The sequence below is a fragment of the Novibacillus thermophilus genome, from assembly GCF_002005165.1.
Taxonomy (GTDB): domain Bacteria; phylum Bacillota; class Bacilli; order Thermoactinomycetales; family Novibacillaceae; genus Novibacillus; species Novibacillus thermophilus.
Genome location: NZ_CP019699.1, coordinates 1,134,294 through 1,156,172 on the forward strand (window position 1 = coordinate 1,134,294; position 21,879 = coordinate 1,156,172).

The window sequence follows — 21,879 nt, forward strand, 5'->3', positions numbered from 1 at the left end:
TATTGACAACTGGTCCTGTACTTTGGTACGTTTATGTTAAAGGTTTAGCACTCGAATGGATTGAGTGCTAACAAGTGGGTGATGATCATGTTGACGGAACGTCAACAAAAAATTTTGGCCAGCGTTGTAGAAAGTTTTGTGCGAAATGCAGAGCCAGTCGGATCTCGAACTATTTCCAAGCGCGGTGACATCCAGTACAGCGCTGCAACGGTGCGTAACGAGATGGCGGACTTGGAAGAAATGGGCTTTTTGGAACAGCCGCATGCTTCGGCTGGGCGCATCCCGACAAATCAGGGATACCGGTACTATGTGGACCATTTAGTGCAACCTCGCTCATTGGACCTTGCAGATATTAATATGATCCGGCAGTACTTCACAAAGAGGATTAACGAACTGGAACAAGCCTTTCAACAAATCGCCGTGATTATCTCTCAGCTGACGAATTATACGTCTATCGTGCTCGGTCCGGAAGTGCATCAATGCACTTTAAAACACCTGCAGATTGTTCCGCTGTCCGACCACAAAGCTGTGGCGATTATGGTCACTGATACGGGGCACGTGGAGAAGCGCGGCATTTCTGTCACGAATCCCACTGTGTTAAAGGACTTGGAAAAACTGGTCAACCTCTTAAACGACAAACTGTCAGGCGTGGCGTTAAACGACGTCCGGGAGAAGATGTACTCTGAAATCTTCAGAGAACTGTCGAAACATACGGAACAATACGAAGACTTGATGCGCATTGTGGATCAAATTTTGAAAGCGAATGAACGTGATCGCATTTTTATGGGCGGGGCTACCAATTTGATGAATCAGCCCGAGTTCCACGATGTGCGCAAGGTAAAGCTAATATTTGATCTGTTTGAAGATCAAGACGTGTTGAGGCGACTGTTCGATTCAGAAAAAGCGGGCATCCGCGTCACGATTGGCAATGAAAACGAACTGGAAGCTGTGAGCAACTGCAGCATTATTACCTCGACGTTTACAATACAAGGGCGATACGTGGGCAGCATCGGAATATTGGGTCCTACGCGCATGGACTACGGCAAGCTCATCGGCCTTATCGATTATTTGTCCCAAGATTTTCCCCGCTTGATTGACCGACTGTACGATGCTTCGTTGTGAATCGCGGGATTGAATAAAGTACAAACTTCACCTTGAAGGTTGAAATGAGGTCGATGTGTCACGTACACTGTACAGGGGGTGAATTGAACGTGGAAGATAAAGAAGCAGCACATGTGGAAAACGGCGCTGACGAAGTAAATGAGGCAGAAGACGGACAATCAGAAGCCCCTCCTTCGGAAGCGGAAAGTGGTGCATCTCCTGAACGGGAAGAGGATAAAACACCACATCGTGAGCGCTTGGAAGAACTCGAAAAACACGTCTCCAAGTTAGAACGTGAACTGTCTGAGATGAAAGACCGCTACTTGCGTGTGCAGGCCGATTTGGAGAATTTCAGGCGGCGAACACGTAAAGAAAAGGAAGAACAGGCGAAGTATGCGGCACTGCCAGTTGTAAAAGCCCTACTTCCTGCGCTGGATAACTTGGAGCGGGCACTGGATGCAGCCCGGAGCGAAAATGCGTCGTCAGATGGGCTCGGGCAAGGTGTGGAGATGGTAACCAAACAAATGTTTGATATACTGAAAGAATTTGGGCTCGAGTCGATCCCGTCAGTAGGTGAACCGTTTAATCCCGAATTTCACGAAGCGGTCATGACGGTTGAAAGTGAGGAGCATGAATCGGGAACAGTCGTAGAAGAACTGCAAAAAGGGTATTTGTTGAAAGACCGCGTCATCCGACCTGCTATGGTTAAAGTCAGTCAATAGCGGAAAAAGTAGTTTTAGTGATATGCCATGTACACGTGTTGTTGACAATGAGGAGGTAATGGAACATATGGGAAAAGTCATCGGCATCGACTTGGGAACGACTAACTCTTGTGTCGCCGTCATGGAAGGCGGTGAAGCCACCGTCATACCGAACCCGGAAGGGAACCGCACGACACCTTCTGTCGTCGCTTTTTCTAAAGAAGGCGAGCGGCTTATCGGCGAAGTGGCGAAACGTCAGGCCATTACGAACCCGGAAAAGACGGTTATTTCGATAAAACGTCACATGGGCAGCGACTATAAGGTGAAGATAGACGGAAAAGAGTATACACCGCAAGAAATTTCCGCCATGATTTTGCAAAAGCTGAAGTCGGACGCCGAGGCGTATTTAGGAGAAAAAGTGACAAAGGCGGTCATTACGGTACCGGCTTACTTTAATGACAGCCAACGGCAGGCGACAAAAGACGCCGGCAAAATTGCCGGTCTTGAGGTCGAACGCATTGTCAACGAGCCGACGGCGGCAGCTTTGGCCTACGGACTGGAGAAAGAGGAAGACCAAACGATTCTCGTCTACGATTTGGGAGGCGGGACATTCGACGTGTCCATACTCGAGCTGGGTGACGGCTTCTTTGAAGTTAAAGCGACGAGCGGGGACAACAAACTCGGCGGAGACGACTTCGACCAAGCCATCATCGACTATCTCGTAGAAGAGTTTAAGAAGGAGAACGGCATTGACTTAAGTCAGGACAGGATGGCCATGCAGCGGTTAAAAGACGCTGCAGAAAAGGCGAAAAAAGATTTGTCCGGCGTGCTGACGACGACCATTTCTCTACCATTCATTACGGCTGACGCGACAGGGCCGAAACACCTGGAAGTTAATTTGTCCCGGGCAAAATTTGAAGATTTGACCAGCCACCTCGTCGAGCGGACGATGGGGCCGACTCGGCAAGCTCTGAAAGACGCCGGGTTGGAGCCGAGTGATGTCGACCGCGTCATTTTGGTCGGAGGGTCGACCCGCATCCCGGCTGTTCAGGAAGCCATTCAGAAATTGACGGGGAAAGAACCGCACAAAGGGGTGAACCCCGACGAAGTCGTCGCCCTCGGTGCAGCAGTGCAGGCCGGTGTGCTCTCTGGAGACGTGAAGGACGTCGTGTTGCTTGACGTCACACCGCTCTCCCTCGGAATCGAAACGCTCGGAGGCGTGTTTACGAAACTGATCGAACGCAACACGACGATCCCGACCAGCAAGTCGCAAATTTTCTCCACGGCTGCCGACAATCAGACGTCTGTCGACATTCACGTTTTACAAGGGGAACGGGAAATGGCCGCTGACAACAAAACGTTAGGGAGATTCCAGTTGACGGACATTCCCCCGGCGCCCCGCGGTGTACCTCAAATTGAGGTGACGTTCGACATCGACGCTAACGGGATCGTCAACGTATCGGCGAAAGACAAGGGCACTGGAAAGAGTCAAAAGATCACCATTACGTCCTCCAGCGGCCTCTCAGAAGAAGAAATTGAACGCATGGTGAAAGAAGCAGAAGCCCACGCGGAAGAGGATAAAAAACGGCGCGAGCGAGCTGAACTGCGCAACGAAGCCGACCAGCTGGTGTTCACGACCGAGAAGACGTTGAAGGACTTGGGCGACAAAGTGGACGAAGCGGAGAAGAAAAAAGCAGAGGACGCCAAGGACCGATTGAAGAAAGCTTTAGAAGGCGACGATGACGAGGCGATCAAGAAAGCGAAAGACGAACTGCAGCAAATCGTCCAACAGTTGTCCGTAAAACTGTACGAACAAGCTGCGCAGCAGGCGCAGGCAGCGCAGCAAGGCAGTGCAAACCAAGGTGATGAGAAAAAGGAAGAGGACAACGTCGTCGATGCCGACTATGAAGAAGTAAAAGACGACGAAAACAAGTAAACGTGGACGAATCAATGCTAAACGATGGTTTACAAGACGGTGAGAGCCAGAAAAGCTTCTTGGTTCTGACCGTCTTCATCCGTTATAGAGGCGTTGTCCGTTTGTCGAAACCGGCAGTCACTGTTAACATAGATGAGGCGAACGAATTTGAAGGGGTGAACCCATGAGCAAGCGAGATTATTACGAAGTATTGGGCGTGGACAAGAACGCGTCAGAAGAAGAAATCAAAAAAGCCTACCGCAAACTGGCGCGAAAATACCACCCCGATGTGAACAAGGCGCCCGATGCTGAGGAGAAATTTAAAGAAGTAAAAGAAGCGTACGATGTGCTGAGCGACCCCCAAAAAAAAGCTCAATACGATCAGTTTGGACATGCAGATCCCGGTCAAGCAGGAGACGGTGGATTCGGCGGATTTTCGGGTACAGACGATTTCGGAGGGTTCGGCGACATATTCGATATGTTCTTCGGTGGCGGCAGCAGACGCCGTGATCCGAACGCACCGCGGCAAGGAGCGGATCTGCAGTACAATCTGACAGTGGAGTTTAAAGATGCCGTTTTTGGGACAGAGGCCAACATTGAAATTCCCCGAACGGAAACGTGCGATACGTGTCGCGGAAGCGGAGCGAGGCCGGGAACGAAACCGGAGACGTGCTCAGTCTGTCATGGTACAGGTCAACAGGAAGTCGTCCAAAACACACCGTTCGGACGCATCGTGAACCGCCGCGTCTGTCAAAACTGTCGGGGGCAAGGAAAGATCGTCAAGGAAAAGTGCCCCACCTGTCACGGGTCCGGTCAAGTCAAAAGACGGAAAAAGATCAATGTGTCGATACCCGCTGGCATCGACAACGGGGCAAAGCTGCGGGTGAGCGGAGAGGGAGAGCCTGGGATTAACGGCGGTCCCCCGGGGGACTTGTTCATCATCATCCATGTGAAACCGCACGAATTTTTCGAACGGGACGGGGATGACATTTACTGTGAAGTCCCCATCACGTTTACCCAGGCTGCCCTTGGCGACGAGCTGGAAGTCCCTACATTGGACGGCCGGGTGAAGCTGAAAATTCCTGCGGGAACACAGACGGACACGTATTTCCGCTTGCGCAACAAAGGCGTGCCCCGACTGCGGGGGTACGGTCAGGGCGACCAGCACGTTAAAGTTGTCGTCGTCACTCCGACAAAGTTGACAGAGCGGCAGAAAGAGTTGCTAAGGGAATTTGGGGAAATCGGCGGTGAAGCGACAGAAGGCGAACCGGCTACTTTCTTTGAGCGGATGAAGAAGGCTTTTTCGCGGGACTGACCGGAGAGAAAAGCGGGGGAGCGGTCAACAGTGAAATGGGCGGAAATTAGTGTGTACACGACAAACGAGGCGGAAGAGGCAGTCGCTAACATTTTGCATGAAACAGGAGCAAAAGGCGTGGTTATCGAGGAAGTCCCGTCAGATGAGCAGGATGACCGGGCTCTGGAGGACACCCCTCAAACCCGTCTTGTCTTAAAGGCGTATCTTCCTGTCAACAGCGCGATAAATGAAACGGTTGACACGATACGGCAACGTGTACACGCATTGAGAGCATTCCGCTTGGATGTCGGTTCCGGCAACGTCACCGTTCAAGAAGTTGATGCTCAAGATTGGGAATCTGCGTGGAAAAAATACTTTAAACCTGTTCGCGTGACAAAACGCATCGTGGTAAAGCCTTCGTGGGAGTCATTTGACACAGAGAACCCGGAGGACATCGTCATTGAATTGGACCCGGGAATGGCTTTCGGTACGGGAACGCATCCTTCCACGATATTGTCTCTTCGAGCGTTAGAGGAAACTGTTCACGGCGGTGAACAAGTAATAGATGTCGGATGCGGAAGCGGCATTTTGAGCATTGCGGCCGTGAAACTGGGAGCACAGCACGTCTTGGCCTTAGACATCGACGAAGCAGCGGTTAAAGCGACGAAGGAGAACACGGCGGTGAACGGTGTTGAAGCCCACGTGACGACACGCCAGAACGACTTGCTGCACGGTGTGACACACACCGCGGACATTGTCGTCGCCAATATACTGGCAGATGTGATCACGTCTTTCGTTCCCGATGTCGCGAAGGCGTTGTCCCCGGGCGGTCTCTTCATCTCGTCCGGCATTATCAAGGCGAAGGAATGGATGGTGCAAAAAGCGTTGATTGAGCAGCACTTTGTCATTGCCGCCTCACGTGAGCAGGAGGACTGGGTCGCGATCACCGCCAAAAAGCGTTAAGATAAGAGAAAAGGTGGTTGAAGGGTGCAACGGTATTTTGTCCTGCCGGAACAAATACGAGAAGGACGCGTCACGATTAAAGGCGGCGATGCCCATCACATTGCCCGCGTGATGCGGTACAAGGCGGGGGATGTCATCATCGTTTGTGACAACACGGGAAGAGAGCTAATCGTGCAGTTGGAACACGTGTGGGGGAACGCAGTGACAGGTCGTGTCACGACAGAGCGAACGGCATTGTCTGAACCGCGCCTACGTGTTACGCTCGCCCAGTCACTGCTCAAAGGGGATAAGTTCGACTGGGTCGTTCAGAAAGGGACGGAAATGGGCGTGTACCAATTTTGGCCGTTTCACGCCGAAAGGTCTGTCGTCCGCCTGAGCGACAGCAAAGCGGCGAAACGCCGCGAACGGTGGCACAAAATTGCCAAAGAAGCCGCCGAACAGGCGAGGAGAGGACGTATCCCGGAAGTGAGCAACCCTGTTCGTTGGCGCGACGTCCTAGATCACATCCCGTTGTTTGACGTTGCCGTCATACCGCACGAACGCGAACGGAACCAATCTCTCCCCTCGCTGTGGCAGTCGCTTTCGCGTGTGGAGACGTGCTTAATTATCGTCGGCCCTGAAGGCGGATTCGAGGCAGAAGAAGTAAACGAGGCGCAGCAAGCCGGCGCCTATCCAGTTTACCTCGGGCCGCGCATTTTACGGGCAGAAACAGCAGCTTTGACGACTATCGCCTGCACGATGTGGGCAGGCGGAGAAATGGAGGTTACGGCAGAATGAGCACTGTCGCATTTCATACATTAGGTTGTAAAGTGAACCATTATGAGACCGACACGATGTGGCAACTGTTTAAAAAGGCCGGGTACGAGAGAGTAGATTTCGACGACAAGGCGGACGTGTACGTCATTAATACGTGTACAGTGACAAACACCGGAGACAAGAAAAGCCGCCAAGTCATCCGTCGCGCCGTCCGCCGTAATCCTGACGCCGTCATCGCCGTAACCGGTTGTTACGCCCAGACGTCTCCCGACGAAATTGTGGCCATTCCCGGTGTAGACGTGGTCGTCGGAACGCAAGGACGAGACAAACTGCTGGAACATATCGAAGAGCACCTGCAGACGCGCGAACCGGTCAACGCCGTGAAAAACATTATGAAGAACCGCGAATTCGAAGAATTGGACGTTCCGGCGTACTCGGAGCGCACGCGGGCGTCGTTAAAAATTCAGGAAGGGTGCAACAACTTTTGTACGTTTTGCATCATTCCGTGGGCGCGGGGACTGATGCGCAGTCGCAAACCTGAAAACGTGCTGAAACAGGCGCGTGAGTTAGTGTCCGCCGGGTACAGGGAAATCGTGCTGACGGGCATCCACACGGGTGGATACGGCGAGGACTTTGACGACTACAAACTGGCCGACCTGCTCTGGGATTTGGACAAAATTGAAGGGTTGAAACGCATACGCATCAGCTCCATTGAAGCGAGCCAAATTGACGAACGCGTGTTGGACGTGCTGAACGAGTCAGACAAGATGTGCCGTCACTTGCACATCCCGATCCAGGCAGGGGATGATGCGGTTTTAAAACGAATGCGACGCAAGTACACAGTGGCCGAATACCGGGAGAAAATTGAAAAAATCCGCGAAGCGCTGCCCAACCTGGCCATTACGACAGACGTCATTGTCGGCTTCCCGGGTGAGACGGAGGAGATGTTCGCCAACACGTACCGTGTAATTGAAGAACTCCAGTTTGCCGAGTTGCACGTATTTCCGTACTCCAAGAGAAGCGGAACGCCTGCTGCGCGCATGACCGACCAAGTAGATGAACAAGTAAAACAAGACCGCGTCCAGAAACTGATCGCCCTGTCCGAGAAACTCAGCTTACAGTACGCGCGCCAATTTGAGAAAGACGTGCTGGAAGTCATACCAGAGCAGCCGTTTAAGGAAGCGCCAGAGTCGGGGCTGTACGAAGGACACTCCGACAACTACTTGAAGCTGGTTTTTCCTGCCGATGAATCACTCGTTGGCAAACTGTGCAAAGTCCGCTTGGACAAAGCGGGAGTCGAGTACTGCGAAGGAACGTTCGTCCGGGAAATGGACAGCGTGGCAGATGTCAGCTAAAGGGAAAGGTGGAAAACGGTGAAGGAGATTTCAGCGGGCGGAGTTGTGTACAGAAAAGAAGGCGACCGCCTGGAATTGCTCATGATTGAGGACCGGTATGGCAAGTGGACGCTGCCTAAAGGCAAGCAGGAAGCCGGAGAAGAGGTAGAAGAGACGGCACTAAGAGAAATACGGGAAGAAACTGGGCTCCGTGGGCGCATCGTCCGCCCTTTGATGACGGTAAACTATCAGTATGACGACCCGGAGGGGGAACAGTCGACAAAGACGTGCATTACTTTCTTGTGCAGTGCACCGCAAGAGATGCCACCCCTCAACTTGAAGAAATCTGCCGGCTGGAGTGGCTGGCGCCGGAAGAAGTGCGAGAACGGCAGCAGCAATACGGGTACCCTAACAATGACGCGGTGCTGGAGCGTGCGCTACAACTGGTGGAACACCAGTGAAAGGAGCTGCGGAGATGACGGAACCGTCTTTAGCCTCCATCATCGATCATACGCTGTTAAAACCGGACGCCACTTCGGATCAGATTGACACCCTCTGTCATGAAGCCCTCACTTACCAATTTGCTTCAGTCTGCGTCAACCCGGTGTGGGTGGCCCAGTGCGCCGAGCGGCTGCGAGGGTCGAGAGTCCGCGTGTGTACCGTCGTCGGCTTTCCCCTCGGTGCCACAACGACTGCAGTCAAAGCGACCGAAACGGAGGACGCGGTCCAAAACGGGGCGGCAGAGATTGACGTAGTCCTCAACATCGGGTGGCTGAAGTCCGGTTTCTTTGAGCGAGTGGCAGCTGACATTACCGAAGTGGTACGGGCAGCGGGTACGAGTGTCCCGGTGAAAGTGATCCTCGAAACGGGGTTATTGACAGATGAAGAAAAGAAAACGGCGTGTCGAATCAGTCGAGAAGCGGGGGCAGCTTTTGTGAAAACTTCAACTGGATTTGCCGGCAGCGGAGCGACCGTTCGGGACATTCGCTTAATGCGTGAGGCGGTCGGTCCCCGGATGGGGGTCAAAGCTTCTGGAGGAATTCGCGATTACGACACGGCTATCGCGATGGTGCACGCCGGTGCTTCGCGTATCGGTTCTAGTTCGAGTGTGGCGATTATCAGGCAAAAGTAATGTTTGAAGACATTTTAACGGTCAGGAATTAAAAATCGGACCACACGCGCAATAAAACTACAAAAGGGAAGGAGTGCGAGGGCACTTACGAGGTTGAAGCCCGTCTGAAAGTGGGCGATTTGAGCGTGGCGAGAAAGGCCTGTCAAGGCTATCCAATCGCTTAACCACGTGATCAATGGATAAAACGCGACGAGGCCAGCGACATTGATCAACAGGTGGGCCATGGCCACTTGTTTTCCCGTTCGATTGCCGCCGACGGAGGCTATCCAGGCCGTAATGCATGTGCCGACGTTGCTGCCGAGTACGGCTGCCAATGCAAACGTCAAGGAAACGGCCTTGACGCTGTACAATCCCATCAACAGCGCCACAGCTGCGCTGCTGCTCTGGATGATCGCGGTCAACAGCGTCCACGTCACAACTCCCCAGCCGACACTGTCATAGGCGGAGAAAAACTCCAACATTCCCAGTTGATCAAATGATCGTGCAACGCTTTCCATCGTCTGCATTCCGAGGAATATACACCCCAGCCCACCTAGCGCGAGGCCGGTGAAGCGCAATATGTGAGACGGCATGAGCCAACAGAGGGCTCCGGCTAACAAGAGCGTCACCGTGTAATCTTCAACGGAAAAAGCGAGCAGCTCCGTCGTGATGCACGTTCCGAGATTCGTCCCGAGGATGAGGCCGATGCAGCGCGAAAAGTGCAGCGCTCCGCTGTTGACTAAACCGATGGCCAGCACTGTGACGGCACTGCTGCTCTGGAGAACCGCGGTCGAGATTAGGCCCGTCATAAAACTGATGAATGGCGTTTGGGTAAACTGATGCAGCCAGTACCGCATGCGCTCTCCCGTTAGCGCATGTAAGCCGATTCGGAGGACCTGCATACCGAAAAGGAAAATAGCGAGACCAGTGGCCAGCGGAATGACGAATTCCCGCATACACGATGCACCTCCACCATACTACCAACATATGGTGGTGCCCGTACAAGCATGACAAGTCCCGCCATCTCAAAAAATCATCACTGGCGCACAAGCGTGAAGTGCATGCATGAACATCCATGTGCGGACTGAATGAGTTTCAGCCCGCACTTAAGGTGCCACGAGGCTTTTTGTCAATCGCTTTTCTTCCTTTGTTTTCCGCTTTTCGCTGGCGGTCCGGAGAAACCCGGATCCGGGGAGGGAAAGGTGGCGGAAATCCCCTTTCGTCTGGCCAGGCGTCTTTTCGTTGTCCAGATGGCGGTTGCGGGGGAAAAGGGGGGTGGTTGAACCCTTCTCTAAACTCCGGCGCGTTGTAGCCAGATGTCATATTGTCTGTCCCCTTCCCTGAATGCCGTTCGTAACCTTCTTCTTCGCTGAAGTGGGGAAAGGGCTCACGTCTCATCGTGTAATGGCCGGTAGAAAATCGCGGATCTAGATCAAAGTTGTCAGAGCGGGAAGAGGCATGGTGGGGATCGTTTGATTTTAGCGTTTTGCTTAGTTCTTCTTGCACCATTTTGCGGATGAGCGATCGCAATTTTGCATAGGCCGATTTGTTCGCCACGGTGATTCACTCCTTTCGGCATGACGTCACAGATGTTGTATTATATGTTCACGAGAAAAAAAGGTTAAGCGCCCGGATGAAAATAGGCGTCTGACAGTTTCTGTCGGACAAAACCGGACATACGGTATTGTGAGAGTTCCGGGGAGGTTAGCCTCTGTGCACACACTTCCGCACTACGACATCTTCGTTTCTCCTCATCATCTGGCTATATTAAATCAAAATGTTTGGAGAGAAGAGACAGTACCGGCGTACATCGACTATGGCAAAGGCCCGAGACCAATTCAGTTAAAATACCGGGGTGCCCACTCGCGGTTTTATGACAAAAAGTCGTTTTACATCAAAATGAACGAACGTGAATGGCATTTAAATGCAGATGCCGTCGACCCGTCTCACATTCGCAGCAAATGGTCATTCGACTTGTTTGCTGCTTTATCTGTCCTTTCACCAAAAGCGGCGCACGTGACCGTATCGTTAAATGGACAACTGCTGGGAATATACACATTGCTGGAATCGGTCGATCGCAAGTTTTTAGCCCGCCGCCGTCTTCCGGGCGGTGATGTGTACTACGCCGTCGACAACAGAGCAAATTTCAGTATTGCGTTGAGTGGCAGTGGAAAAAAACTGAAACATGCGTTGACGGAAGGCTATGAGTTGAAGGAAAGGATCAGTCCACTTCCTTGGCGGTCGTTAGCCCGCTTTGTTTGGGAACTCAATACACTGCCAGATTTGCGGTTAGCGTCTTGGCTCAAGACGTACGTAGACGTGCCTTATTACTTGCGTTGGCTGGCAGGTATCGTGCTCACAGGCAATTTGGACGGATTTATCCACAATTACGCGTTATACCGGGACTTAAGGCGGGGAAAATGGCGGATCATACCGTGGGACTACGACGGCACGTGGGGAAGGGACTGTTACGGCAAACGTGCAGATGCTTCCCAAGTCCCGCTGTTCGGGTACAATCGCCTGACGGAACGGGTGCTGTCAGTTCCACCCTTCCGGCGCCACTATTTGAAACTCATGGCCGCCTTACTAGACGGTTACTTTACGCCCAAGCACATGATGCAGCACGCTCTCTCGCTCATGTCGAGAGTCCGTCCAGCCGTTAGCAACGCAGCGGGCGGCAGAAGGGAGATCGTTCAGCGCTTTGATGCCGAAGCTGACGTGTTCCGCTCTTACATCATCCAACGTCGTCAATTTTTAAAACGCGAACTGTCAAAACAGATGTCAATAGGATAGAGACGTGTTTTAACATCCCCCACGGTATGGTATACTCCCAAATGAGACGAGGCAAAGGGGGGATGTTTGTGAGTGATTGTGTATTTTGCAAAATCGTGTCCGGAGAGCTGCCGAGTCAAAAGGTGTACGAGGACGACCGAGTGCTCGCCTTTGAAGACATTTCACCTGCCGCACCTGTCCATGTCTTGATTATTCCAAAGAAACACATTCCATCGATTATGCACCTGAAGGAAGAAGACCTTCCGCTCATTCAAGACATTCACCGGGTGGGGCAACAGGTGGCAGATCAATTAGGCGTCTCCCAAAAAGGCTTCCGCCTGGTGAACAACTGTGGCGAAGACGGTGGGCAGACCGTCGATCACCTTCACTACCACTTGCTGGGAGGACGTCACCTCAGTTGGCCGCCGGGTTAAAGGATTGTTGACACTTTATTAACATTGTGTCTATAATATACTGGATATATTGTGGAATCGAGGGGCACAGTGGCAAAACGCTTGTAAACGATTTGCTGGTGGTCTCCATGCGGTTTCCCACGGAGGGAGGTAATATCATGGCTGAGACACGAGTTCGTAAAAATGAGTCGCTCGACAGCGCCCTTCGCCGCTTCAAAAGATCTTGTGCCAAGTCCGGGGTTATGTCAGAAGTGAGAAAGCGCAAATACTACGAAAAACCGAGTGTCAAGCGGAAGAAGAAATCGGAAGCGGCGCGCAAGCGCAAGTTTTAGGAGGTAAACGGCTTGTCTCTTTCGGAACGTCTCGTACAGGACATGAAGGCGGCGATGAAGGCAAAAGATAAAGATACGCTGAGTGTCATTCGCACTGTTCGCGCTTCGATCAAGAACAGAGAAATTGAACGCGGAAGTGAATTGAGCGACGAGGACATTACGGACGTGCTCTCCCGCGAATTAAAACAGCGTAACGATTCCCTCCAAGAATTTAAAAAAGCTGGAAGAGAAGATTTGGTAACTAAAACGGAACGGGAGATCACCGTTTTAAAATGTTATCTGCCGGAACCGTTGAGTGAGGAAGCTTTGCGCAAGCTGGTAAAAGAAACGGTGAAGGAAGTCGGTGCCAACACGAGAGCGGATATGGGGAAAGTGATGTCCGCCTTGATGCCGAACGTAAAGGGCAGGGCGGACGGAAAGCTCGTTAACCGCCTTGTTCAAGAAGAACTGACGAAATAACGGGTTCGAAGTGACAAGAAACGGAGAGGATTTTCTTTCTCTCCGTTTTGTTATACTAAATAAAGGCGGTGAAACGTTTTAACGGGGTGAACGTATACCCTGTTGGGGGTGACAACATGGGGAAAGCGCGGCTGTGGACATGTCTGTGTCTCGTCATTTTTTCAGGGACCGTAATGCTGGGACAAGCTCAATCGCAAGGCGAAGGAAAGACTGGTTTGGTCTACTGGATTCCTCTTAACCAAACGATTGAACAAGGTTTGACAGCTTACTTAGAAAGGACGTTCTCTGAAGCGGAGGAAGCGGCGGCTGACGCGATTGTCGTTGAAATGGACACCCTCGGCGGTGAAGTGAACGCCGCTTTAGACATCGGAAAGCTGATCGGACATTCTGACATACCCGTCTCGATGTATATCAAAGGAGAGGCCATTTCAGCGGGAGCTTACATAGCGTTAAACGCCGACACAATCTTCATGACGCCGTCGAGTGCCATTGGCGCGGCAGAACCGCGCCTCATAACCGGTGAAACGGCAGATCCGAAGACAGTCGCGTTTTGGGCATCCAACATGCGTGCGGCCGCAGAGGCCAACGGGCGAGATCCCGACATCGCTGAAGCAATGGTTGACCGGAATATCGCGATTGAAGGGTTGACGGAAAGAGGAGAGTTGGTCAGCCTCTCAGCCAACGAGGCAGTGGAGTACGGAATGGCCGACAACATTGTCCAAAATCAACAGGACGTGCTGGACGAGATCGGGTATCCTAAAGCCAGTGTTGTGGAGATGGACATGACTCCCGCCGAGCGGCTGGCGCGAATTCTGACCAGCCCGTATGTCGTGCCAATCCTTTTCCTCATAGGATTAATCGGGATCGGGATCGAACTGTTTACGCCCGGCTTCGGATTTCCTGGCGTCCTCGGTCTGTTGGCGTTCGGGTTGTACTTTTTCGGTCATTTTATTGCCGGCTTTGCCGGTGTCGAAACAGTCGCTCTTTTGGTCGCCGGGATTGTCCTCATTTTGCTCGAGCTGTTTGTCCCCGGCGGCATACTAGGCGTCCTCGGGTTTATCGCGCTCATTACAGGTATCATCATGGCCGCTTTCGATGCGATGTTTGGGATCGTCTCGCTCATGATCGCCATGGTGGTGTCTGCGGTCATTCTCGTGCTGTCTGCGAGGTACTTCGGCACGCGGGGGACGTGGCGCAAACTCACCCTCACTGACCGACAGCAAAACGAAGCAGGGTACGTCTCTTCCCGCTCCTATAAGGAGTTGGAAGGGAAGAGGGGCATGTCTGTCACACCGCTGCGTCCTTCCGGCATCATGATGTTAGACGGAAAACGGTACGACGTTGTCAGCGAAGGGGCGTTTGTCGCTGCCAACCAACCGGTGGTGGTCGTTCAGGTAGAGGGATCCCGCATCGTCGTTCGACCGTCAGGCGAAACGGTACAATTTCACCACAACGAATCATAGGAGGTTTTTGTTCATGGGTTCAAGTTTGCTCGTCGTTCTCTTTTTTGGAGCCCTCGCTATTATCGCGTTGGGCATCTTGTTCACGTTTGTCCCCGTCATGTTGTGGATTTCAGCCCTCGCGTCGGGTGTTCGGGTGGGCATCTTTACACTGGTCGGGATGCGTTTGCGTCGGATTGTGCCGTCGCGTATCATTAACCCGCTCATTAAAGCCTACAAGGCAGGACTGGACATTACCATCAACCAATTGGAAACGCACTACTTGGCGGGCGGCAACGTCGACCGCGTCGTCGACGCCCTCGTCGCTGCCCAGCGGGCGAACATTGACCTTATGTTTTCCCGTGCGGCAGCCATTGACCTGGCAGGCCGAGATGTTCTGGAAGCCGTGCAGATGAGCGTCAATCCGAAAGTGATTGAAACTCCGAAGGTGTCAGCAGTGGCGAAGGACGGCATCGAAGTCATCGTCAAAGCGAGGGTGACCGTGCGTGCGAACATTGACCGATTGGTCGGAGGAGCCGGCGAAGAGACGATTATTGCCCGTGTCGGCGAGGGAATCGTCACGACAAACGGTTCCGCGGAGTCGCATAAAGACGTGTTGGAAAATCCGGACCTGATCTCAAACACGGTGCTGGAAAAAGGGCTGGATTCTGGGACGGCGTTTGAAATTTTGTCCATAGACATAGCAGATGTCGATGTCGGGAAAAATATCGGAGCCAAACTGCAAACAGACCAGGCCGAAGCGGACAAACAAATTGCACAAGCAAAAGCGGAAGAGCGCCGTGCCATGGCGGTCGCCAAAGAGCAGGAGATGAAAGCTCGCGTCGAAGAAATGCGGGCGAAAGTCGTTGAAGCTGAAGCCCTTGTACCAGAAGCGATGGCTGAAGCGCTGCGCTCCGGAAAACTCGGTGTCATGGATTATTACAACATGCAAAACATCATGGCGGACACAGATATGCGGGAAGCGATCGGCCGTGGGGACAACAGCGACAACGGGGAAGACAACGGTCAAATAACTTGAGGTGACGCGCTGTGTTAGACTTTTTTCTGGACAATTGGCTCGTGACGCTCATCATGCTCTGGTTCCTGTTCGGCTTGTTCGGCCAAGGGAATCGTCAAAAAGCTGAGAGACAGCACCAACACCCCGCAGCCGAAAAAAGGCGCCGCGAACTGCAAAAACAACAAGATGTGCTGCGCACTGAAGCTGAGCGCAAGAAGCGTGAGATTACCGAAAGTGTGAAGCGTGTGGCCGAGCAGTTGGAAGGCCGTATGGAGGACGCGCGGGAAACACTTGAGGTGCAGTCACAAGAAACAGAGGAAACAGAAAAATTAACGGACGACGATTCACGTTACGTGAGGGAAGACCCAAAACCGTATCAGCTGGAAACGCCTTCCCCTTATGAACAGAAAGTGGAAAAACCTTATCGCCGGCCCAATACCCATCCTTACCGCCCCGAGCGTCAAACGGTTGTCAACGCGTTTCCGATCGACTGGGATTCGCTGAAACGAGGGGTCATTTGGGCGGAAATACTCGGCAAGCCGCGGGCAAAACGTCCGTACCGCCCCCCTTACGTAAGCCGAGATTCTCTGCGTTGACTGTCTTGTCTGTCCTGCTGCAGTTACAAATTGCCTCGCCAGACAACAATTGTCCTGATGTTCCCCCTTCCTGCGACTCATACTAGGAGCAGAGGGGGTGAAGAGATGCCGCGCAGTACGAACCGGTTGTTAGTGCCGGGTGCGGAGCAAGTCATTGAACAATTTAAGGTCGAGATAGCGTCCGAATTCGGTGTCCACCTCGGGGCAGAGAGTACGTCTCGGGCGAACGGCTCTGTCGGAGGGGAGATGACGAAACGGCTAGTCCAACAGGCTGAACAACAACAAAGTGGGTCATAATTGCTTTACTGGAAAAGTGGTCCAATTGTCGGGCCGCTTTTTTTCATAAATGCTGTCACTTACGCATATGGGTAAGGAGACGGGGAGGAATGTGCGATGCGCTCGTTTAGACGTAAAGTGCGTCAGTTGACATCGGAACTGTTCGATCTTCCACAAGACGTCGCGTTAAACGTTCCCAGAATGACGTTGGTCGGTTCCGTACAGCTGTACGTTGAAAACCACCGCGGCGTGTCACACTTCTCCGATCGCGCTTTACACGTGAAAATCAATAACGGCGAATTGAGAATTTTGGGAGAACAGCTCAAAATTCGTGCCATTTATCCTGAAGAAGTGTTAATCGAGGGGCGAATCACGAGCCTTTCGTTTAAAGAGACGGGACAAGGAATGTAACCGAAAAACGTTGGGCGAAAGCATAAAGGGGAGAGTTAGGTTGCGCGGGAATAAGTTGACCTCCTTCTTCAACGGGTACGTCACGGTTGAACTAATTGGCGGCAATGTCAGTGCACTGATCAACGCCGCTCAGGCAGCCGGTGTCGTCATTTGGGATATTTCATGGCAAAAAAAGGGACACGCTGTCTGTTCTTTGCCAGTGCGCGATTTCCGTCGGTTTCGAAAAATTGCCCGCTCCGCTGGAGTAAAATTCCACATTTTGCACAAACACGGTTTTCCTTTTATTCTCGTCAGACTTGAAAAACGAAAGTTTTTTGTATTCGGCTTTATTATATTTCTCATCGGCCTTGTGGCGGCAAGTAATGTGGTGTGGGATGTGGACGTCGAAGGGAACGACACAGTTCCCGATGAGGAAGTCATTCGTTTAGCCCGGGAAGCAGGCGTTTACCCAGGGCAGTGGCAATTTCGCCTCGAAGACAACGACACGATCCAGCGAAAGTTAATGCTCGAACTGAGTGACGCGTCGTGGGTGGGTGTCCGCATTCAAGGGACGAGGGCCATTATTACCGTTGTGGAAAAAAGAAAAGTCGACGATCGAGAGCGAGAAGAGAACAGCGGCGGACCGTACGATTTAGTCGCCAGTCGATCGGCGACGATCGCCGACTTGTCTGGTGTTCAGTCCGGAAGAGTGCTCGTCGAGTACAATCAGGCCGTAAAAAAGGGACAAAGGCTCGTCTCCGGTATCTACGGCAACGATGAGAGTGAGTCCCAAATGATAGCCGGAGCGAAGGGAGTCGTGATCGGAGAGACGTGGTATGAGACGACAGTCGCTGTTCCGCTGCAGCAGGAGAGAATAGTGTACACAGGCGAACGCGAGATCAGCCGTTACCCGTACATCGGACGCTGGTCGCTTCGCATGCCGCTGTTAGAGAAGGTTTCGTATGATCAGTACGATACCGTCCGACGCGTCAAAACGCTCCACTTTCGCCAGTGGAAATTGCCGTTCGGCATGATCGAAGCAGAACATATGGAGACGAACAGAGAAAAAGTGGTGTACCCGGTTCGCGAGGCTGAACAGCTGGCACTAGCGCGGGCAGAACAAGATGTGTTGAGCAGGCTCGGTCCGCACGGTTCCATTCAGTCGAGCAAAATTTTGCAGAAAGACGTGAAGGATGGTAAAGTGATGTTAAAGATTCTGTTCACCGTCCGTGAAAACATTGCGGAACAACGCCCAATTTTGTTAGAGAAAAGCGAGGACGATACATGACCGACGCGTTAAAAATACAGTTGGCGGACACGTCCGAAAGTCAAGCGCTTTTTGGTCCGCACGATCATTTGCTCAAAATTGTCGAAGAGGAGACCGAGGCCAGAATAGTCGCTCGGGGCACAGAAATTGCCATCTACGGACCGCGGGAAGAGCAAGAGCGATTGGAACAGTTGTTTGAGGCGCTCTTGTCGCTGATCAGGAAAGGAATAGCGGTGACAGAACGCGATGTGCGATATGCGGCGGAGATGGCGCGCCAAGGCAAAGTCTACGAACTCGTGGACTTGTATGAAGTCGAGATTGGAAGAACTTATAAGGGGCAGGTGATTCGCCCCCAAACGCTGGGACAGCGCCACTACATATCGGCGATAAAAAAACACGACATCGTGTTCGGCATCGGACCTGCCGGAACTGGGAAAACGTTTTTGGCCGTCGTGTTCGCCGTCATGGCATTAAAGCAAAATGCGGTTAAACGCATCGTTTTAACGCGCCCGGCAGTGGAAGCAGGTGAAAATCTCGGGTTTTTGCCCGGTGATCTACAGGAAAAAGTGGATCCGTACTTGCGGCCTTTGTACGACGCTCTTTACTATGTTTTGGGTGCGGAACCAGTAACTAAACTGATCGAGCGCAGGACGATAGAAATTGCGCCCCTCGCTTACATGCGTGGACGGACGCTTGACGATTCTTTTGTCATACTGGATGAAGCGCAAAATACGACGCCGGAACAGATGAAAATGTTTTTAACCCGATTAGGGTACGGTTCCCAAATGATCGTCACAGGGGACATCACCCAAATCGATTTACCTCACGGCAAAAAATCGGGTTTGATGGAAGCAGAACGCATTTTGGGTTCCATTGACGGCATTGCGTTTGTCCACCTGACAGAAGAAGATGTCGTACGCAATGCCCTTGTACAGAAAATTATTGAGGCGTATGCATCAGCTGATCGGGGGGCTTTTCACGAATAAGGGGCTAAGACAGATGAACGGCAAAAAAAGGAATTGGTTGCAAGGCATTCGAGAATGGCGCATACCGGGTTACTGGAATACGAGTTCACGGGTCAAGTTTTTGCTTTACGCCGTGTTGGGACTGTGTATGTACAGCTTGCTGATGGGGAGTGTCCTTCCTGAACGTTACGACGTAAAAGTCGGTTCCATCAGTCCTGAGACGATCGTGGCACCAGTGGATCGCATTGATCAGGTTGCGACAGAACAGGCCAAAAAAGAGGCAGCGCGAGCGGTGCCAAGACAGTACAAAACAGACGAGCAAGTGACAGACGAACAGGTGGAAAAAATTAACCGGTTGTTCCTCGACGCCAGGCGGAACGCCGAAGATGACTCCCTCTCAGAAGAGGAGCGCGTGGAGAACATTCGAGACCGGCAACCGTTTGACCTTTCGGATGAAACGCTCAAGAGGCTCGCGCGCATTTCTGCAGATGAACTGGTGCAAACACAGTCGACGACGCGAAACATTGTACAAGACGTGATGAACGGCGGTGTCGACGAATCGGGATTAGAAGAGGCCCGCAATCGCGTGGACCAGCAATTGGTCACGGCTGATCTGGGCAGCGATGCCCGTTTTGTCGCCCGCGAGGTCGCCCGACAGGCCATCGTGACGAACGTGGTGTACGATGAAGCTAGGACGGCTGCCATGCGTGAAGCAGCAGCGGAAAGCGTGGAACCCGTTCGCATCAACCGCGGCGACACGATTGTATACGAAGGCGAAGAAGTGAGTGAACAGCAGTACCGGCAGTTGAAGGAGCTCGGTCTTTTGAACGAATCCGGGAGACTTTGGCCGTATATCGGCCTCACCATTTTTATTATGCTGTTACTCGCTTTTTTATACTTCTCTATTGATCAAGTCAAACAGGACTTGCATCGAGACAATACACGGTTGCTCATGCTGGTGATGATTCTCTTCATCAATACGGCCGGGATGAAAATTGTCAGTCTGGGACAGAGTGTGGAGTTTAGTTCTGTCGGTTACGCGGCCCCCGTTGCCCTCGGGTCGATGTTAATCGCCATTTTGATTGACGTCCGCCTCGCGCTGTTCACCGGGGTCATTTTCAGCGCCGTTGCAGCTGTCCTGTTCAATGTGGAAGGGAGCGGGCTGTTCGACTACCGCTTCGGCTTCGTGACCTTAATCATGTGTTCTGCCGCCGCTTTCGCGTTAGCGGGGGCGAGGTACAGGAGCTCAGTCTTACAGGCGGGTGTCGTGGCAGCCGCCGTCAGCATTGCGCCAATTACGGCGATGCAAATGCTCACGGGGGGAGGCTTCAGGTGGCAGGAGTTTTTAACGTCCATCGGATTTGGCGTGGGAGGAGGGTTTTTGGCCGCCGTCCTCACCATCGGCCTGCTGCCTTTTTTCGAGGCCGCGTTCAGCATTTTGTCCCCGATGAAGCTGATTGAACTGTCGAACCCGAACCAACCTTTGTTGCGCAAGTTGCTCATTGAAGCCCCCGGGACGTACCATCACAGCGTCATTGTGGGGAACCTGGCGGAAAGTGCAGCGGAAGCGATCGGCGCTGACGGTTTGCTCGCCCGTGTCGGCGCTTTTTACCACGACCTGGGGAAGACGAAACGGCCACAGTTTTTCATAGAAAATCAAGTGAACAGCGAGAATCCGCACGACAAAATTTCGCCACACTTAAGTAAAACGATTATCATTAACCACACCCGGGACGGGGTAGACATTTTGCGTGAGGCCAACATTCCGAAACCGATTCAGGACATCGCCGCACAGCATCATGGAACGACACTTCTGAAATATTTTTACCATAAAGCGGTGAAACTGGATGACAGCGGGCAGGTACTGGAGGAGGACTTTCGTTATCCCGGGCCAAAAGCCCAGTTTAAGGAATCGGCCATTGTCGGTATAGCCGATTCGGTGGAAGCCGCCGTCCGCTCCATCAGTCGTCCAACGCCTTCGCGCATTGAGGCCCTCGTGCACAAAATTATTCAGGACAGACTGGAAGACGGCCAATTTGACGAGTGTGATTTGACGTTAAAGGAATTGGATACGATCGCGAAATCGATGCTAGAGACATTGCAGGGAACGTTTCATCACCGCATTGAATACCCTGACGACTCAGAAGATAAAGGAGCGAAACACGCGTAGATGCCGATTCAGATACATCTGAACAATGAACAGTCCGTTCAAGCGATCGGTTCATTTGAAGCCGTCGTTCGACAGTGCATTGAACGGGCTGCCGAAATGGAAGGCGCAATGCAAGGAGAGGTGTCCGTCACCTTTGTCGACGACGAAACGATTCGACAGCTGAACCGCCAGTACCGTCACGTCGATCAACCGACGGATGTCCTGTCTTTTCCGCTAGAAGGCGGCTCCCCCGGCCCTGAAGAAGACAGCGACATTCCCCTTTTGTTCGGAGATATTGTCATTTCTGTGCCACGTGCCGTAGAACAAGCGGAAGCTTACGGCCATTCGCTGGATCGCGAACTCGGTTTTTTGGCAACACACGGGTTTCTTCACTTGTTAGGTTACGACCACGAAGATGAACAAGAAGAGACTCGCATGTTTCAACGGCAGGAAGAAGTTTTGGCGTCCCTCGGTTTGAACCGGTAGAACCTGCGGCACATTGCGGCGCATTCGAGGCAACTGTCATGTCTACTGCTGGGCTGTCCCGCGGGCGAATGAACCGCTGTCGAAATAAGACGGTTACGTGTAGCGAGCGGCGCCACACCCCGATTCTAGCATGGGGCAAGGG

The 21,879-nt window shown here is 52.4% G+C and carries 24 protein-coding genes; 22 read left to right on the plus strand and 2 right to left on the minus strand.

Annotated elements, in window-relative coordinates; genetic code table 11:
• The first annotated feature begins 60 nt into the window (after positions 1 to 60).
• From hrcA to deoC, 9 genes are all read left to right on the plus strand, one after another.
• Positions 61 to 1,122: a heat-inducible transcriptional repressor HrcA gene (gene hrcA, locus B0W44_RS05630; RefSeq protein WP_335582657.1), complete on the plus strand. Its 1,062-nt coding sequence runs from the start codon at positions 61 to 63 to the stop codon at positions 1,120 to 1,122.
• An 89-nt stretch (positions 1,123 to 1,211) separates the two neighbouring features.
• On the plus strand, positions 1,212 to 1,823 hold the full coding sequence (gene grpE / locus B0W44_RS05635; RefSeq protein ID WP_228441555.1) for a nucleotide exchange factor GrpE: 612 nt from the start codon (positions 1,212 to 1,214) through the stop codon (positions 1,821 to 1,823).
• A gap of 67 nt (positions 1,824 to 1,890) precedes the next feature.
• Complete coding sequence (gene dnaK, locus B0W44_RS05640) at positions 1,891 to 3,738, plus strand: molecular chaperone DnaK (RefSeq protein ID WP_077719162.1); 1,848 nt, start codon at positions 1,891 to 1,893, stop codon at positions 3,736 to 3,738.
• A 163-nt stretch (positions 3,739 to 3,901) separates the two neighbouring features.
• On the plus strand, positions 3,902 to 5,032 hold the full coding sequence (dnaJ, locus tag B0W44_RS05645) for a molecular chaperone DnaJ (RefSeq protein WP_077719163.1): 1,131 nt from the start codon (positions 3,902 to 3,904) through the stop codon (positions 5,030 to 5,032).
• A 30-nt stretch (positions 5,033 to 5,062) separates the two neighbouring features.
• Positions 5,063 to 5,974, plus strand: coding sequence for a 50S ribosomal protein L11 methyltransferase (gene prmA / locus B0W44_RS05650; RefSeq protein WP_077719164.1), 912 nt, complete (start codon positions 5,063 to 5,065; stop codon positions 5,972 to 5,974).
• A 24-nt stretch (positions 5,975 to 5,998) separates the two neighbouring features.
• The gene (locus B0W44_RS05655) at positions 5,999 to 6,751 is read left to right on the plus strand and encodes a 16S rRNA (uracil(1498)-N(3))-methyltransferase (RefSeq protein WP_077719165.1); all 753 of its coding nucleotides are present in this window, start codon (positions 5,999 to 6,001) and stop codon (positions 6,749 to 6,751) included.
• Positions 6,748 to 8,085 carry a tRNA (N(6)-L-threonylcarbamoyladenosine(37)-C(2))-methylthiotransferase MtaB gene (mtaB, locus tag B0W44_RS05660; RefSeq protein ID WP_077719166.1) on the plus strand — a complete coding sequence of 446 codons (1,338 nt, stop codon included), beginning with the start codon at positions 6,748 to 6,750 and terminating at the stop codon, positions 8,083 to 8,085. Before B0W44_RS05655 ends, mtaB begins: the two co-directional genes overlap by 4 nt.
• An 18-nt stretch (positions 8,086 to 8,103) precedes the next feature.
• Positions 8,104 to 8,613: an NUDIX hydrolase gene (locus B0W44_RS05665; protein ID WP_077719167.1), complete on the plus strand. Its 510-nt coding sequence runs from the start codon at positions 8,104 to 8,106 to the stop codon at positions 8,611 to 8,613.
• On the plus strand, positions 8,540 to 9,196 hold the full coding sequence (deoC, locus tag B0W44_RS05670) for a deoxyribose-phosphate aldolase (protein ID WP_077719168.1): 657 nt from the start codon (positions 8,540 to 8,542) through the stop codon (positions 9,194 to 9,196). Before B0W44_RS05665 ends, deoC begins: the two co-directional genes overlap by 74 nt.
• A gap of 14 nt (positions 9,197 to 9,210) precedes the next feature.
• Here deoC and B0W44_RS05675 read toward each other — a convergent pair whose 3' ends face one another.
• Together B0W44_RS05675 and B0W44_RS05680 are read right to left on the minus strand one after the other, a co-directional pair.
• Positions 9,211 to 10,131, minus strand: coding sequence for a Na/Pi cotransporter family protein (locus tag B0W44_RS05675; protein ID WP_077719169.1), 921 nt, complete (start codon positions 10,129 to 10,131; stop codon positions 9,211 to 9,213).
• 139 nt (positions 10,132 to 10,270) lie between these two features.
• Positions 10,271 to 10,732 (minus strand): hypothetical protein, encoded by a 462-nt coding sequence (locus B0W44_RS05680; RefSeq protein WP_077719170.1) that lies wholly within the window; start codon positions 10,730 to 10,732, stop codon positions 10,271 to 10,273.
• 156 nt (positions 10,733 to 10,888) lie between these two features.
• Between B0W44_RS05680 and B0W44_RS05685 the strand changes: the two genes are divergently transcribed.
• The 13 genes from B0W44_RS05685 (at position 10,889) to ybeY (ending at position 21,737) form a co-directional block, all read left to right on the plus strand.
• Positions 10,889 to 11,968: a CotH kinase family protein gene (locus B0W44_RS05685; RefSeq protein WP_169835434.1), complete on the plus strand. Its 1,080-nt coding sequence runs from the start codon at positions 10,889 to 10,891 to the stop codon at positions 11,966 to 11,968.
• Positions 11,969 to 12,030: 62 nt separating this feature from the next.
• Positions 12,031 to 12,381, plus strand: a complete 351-nt coding sequence (locus tag B0W44_RS05690; RefSeq protein WP_228441557.1) for a histidine triad nucleotide-binding protein — start codon at positions 12,031 to 12,033, stop codon at positions 12,379 to 12,381.
• 137 nt (positions 12,382 to 12,518) lie between these two features.
• A complete protein-coding gene (gene rpsU / locus B0W44_RS05695; RefSeq protein WP_077719173.1) occupies positions 12,519 to 12,692 on the plus strand; it encodes a 30S ribosomal protein S21 in 174 nt (57 codons plus the stop codon).
• Positions 12,693 to 12,704: 12 nt separating this feature from the next.
• Positions 12,705 to 13,151: a GatB/YqeY domain-containing protein gene (locus B0W44_RS05700; protein ID WP_077719174.1), complete on the plus strand. Its 447-nt coding sequence runs from the start codon at positions 12,705 to 12,707 to the stop codon at positions 13,149 to 13,151.
• A 68-nt stretch (positions 13,152 to 13,219) separates the two neighbouring features.
• Positions 13,220 to 14,614: an NfeD family protein gene (locus tag B0W44_RS05705; protein WP_169835435.1), complete on the plus strand. Its 1,395-nt coding sequence runs from the start codon at positions 13,220 to 13,222 to the stop codon at positions 14,612 to 14,614.
• Positions 14,615 to 14,627: 13 nt separating this feature from the next.
• On the plus strand, positions 14,628 to 15,629 hold the full coding sequence (floA, locus tag B0W44_RS05710; protein WP_077719176.1) for a flotillin-like protein FloA: 1,002 nt from the start codon (positions 14,628 to 14,630) through the stop codon (positions 15,627 to 15,629).
• Between the two features lie 11 nt (positions 15,630 to 15,640).
• On the plus strand, positions 15,641 to 16,204 hold the full coding sequence (locus tag B0W44_RS05715; protein WP_077719177.1) for a hypothetical protein: 564 nt from the start codon (positions 15,641 to 15,643) through the stop codon (positions 16,202 to 16,204).
• A gap of 105 nt (positions 16,205 to 16,309) precedes the next feature.
• On the plus strand, positions 16,310 to 16,501 hold the full coding sequence (locus B0W44_RS05720; RefSeq protein WP_077719178.1) for an alpha/beta-type small acid-soluble spore protein: 192 nt from the start codon (positions 16,310 to 16,312) through the stop codon (positions 16,499 to 16,501).
• A 96-nt stretch (positions 16,502 to 16,597) separates the two neighbouring features.
• Complete coding sequence (yqfC, locus tag B0W44_RS05725; RefSeq protein WP_077719179.1) at positions 16,598 to 16,891, plus strand: sporulation protein YqfC; 294 nt, start codon at positions 16,598 to 16,600, stop codon at positions 16,889 to 16,891.
• Between the two features lie 40 nt (positions 16,892 to 16,931).
• The gene (yqfD, locus tag B0W44_RS05730) at positions 16,932 to 18,158 is read left to right on the plus strand and encodes a sporulation protein YqfD (protein ID WP_169835436.1); all 1,227 of its coding nucleotides are present in this window, start codon (positions 16,932 to 16,934) and stop codon (positions 18,156 to 18,158) included.
• Entirely contained in the window at positions 18,155 to 19,123 is a 969-nt protein-coding gene (locus tag B0W44_RS05735) for a PhoH family protein (protein ID WP_077719181.1), read from the plus strand. The genes yqfD and B0W44_RS05735 overlap by 4 nt, the downstream gene beginning before the upstream one ends.
• Before the next feature lie 13 nt (positions 19,124 to 19,136).
• Positions 19,137 to 21,272 carry an HD family phosphohydrolase gene (locus B0W44_RS05740; protein ID WP_169835437.1) on the plus strand — a complete coding sequence of 712 codons (2,136 nt, stop codon included), beginning with the start codon at positions 19,137 to 19,139 and terminating at the stop codon, positions 21,270 to 21,272.
• The gene (gene ybeY, locus B0W44_RS05745; protein ID WP_077719183.1) at positions 21,273 to 21,737 is read left to right on the plus strand and encodes an rRNA maturation RNase YbeY; all 465 of its coding nucleotides are present in this window, start codon (positions 21,273 to 21,275) and stop codon (positions 21,735 to 21,737) included.
• Positions 21,738 to 21,879: the final 142 nt, after the last annotated feature.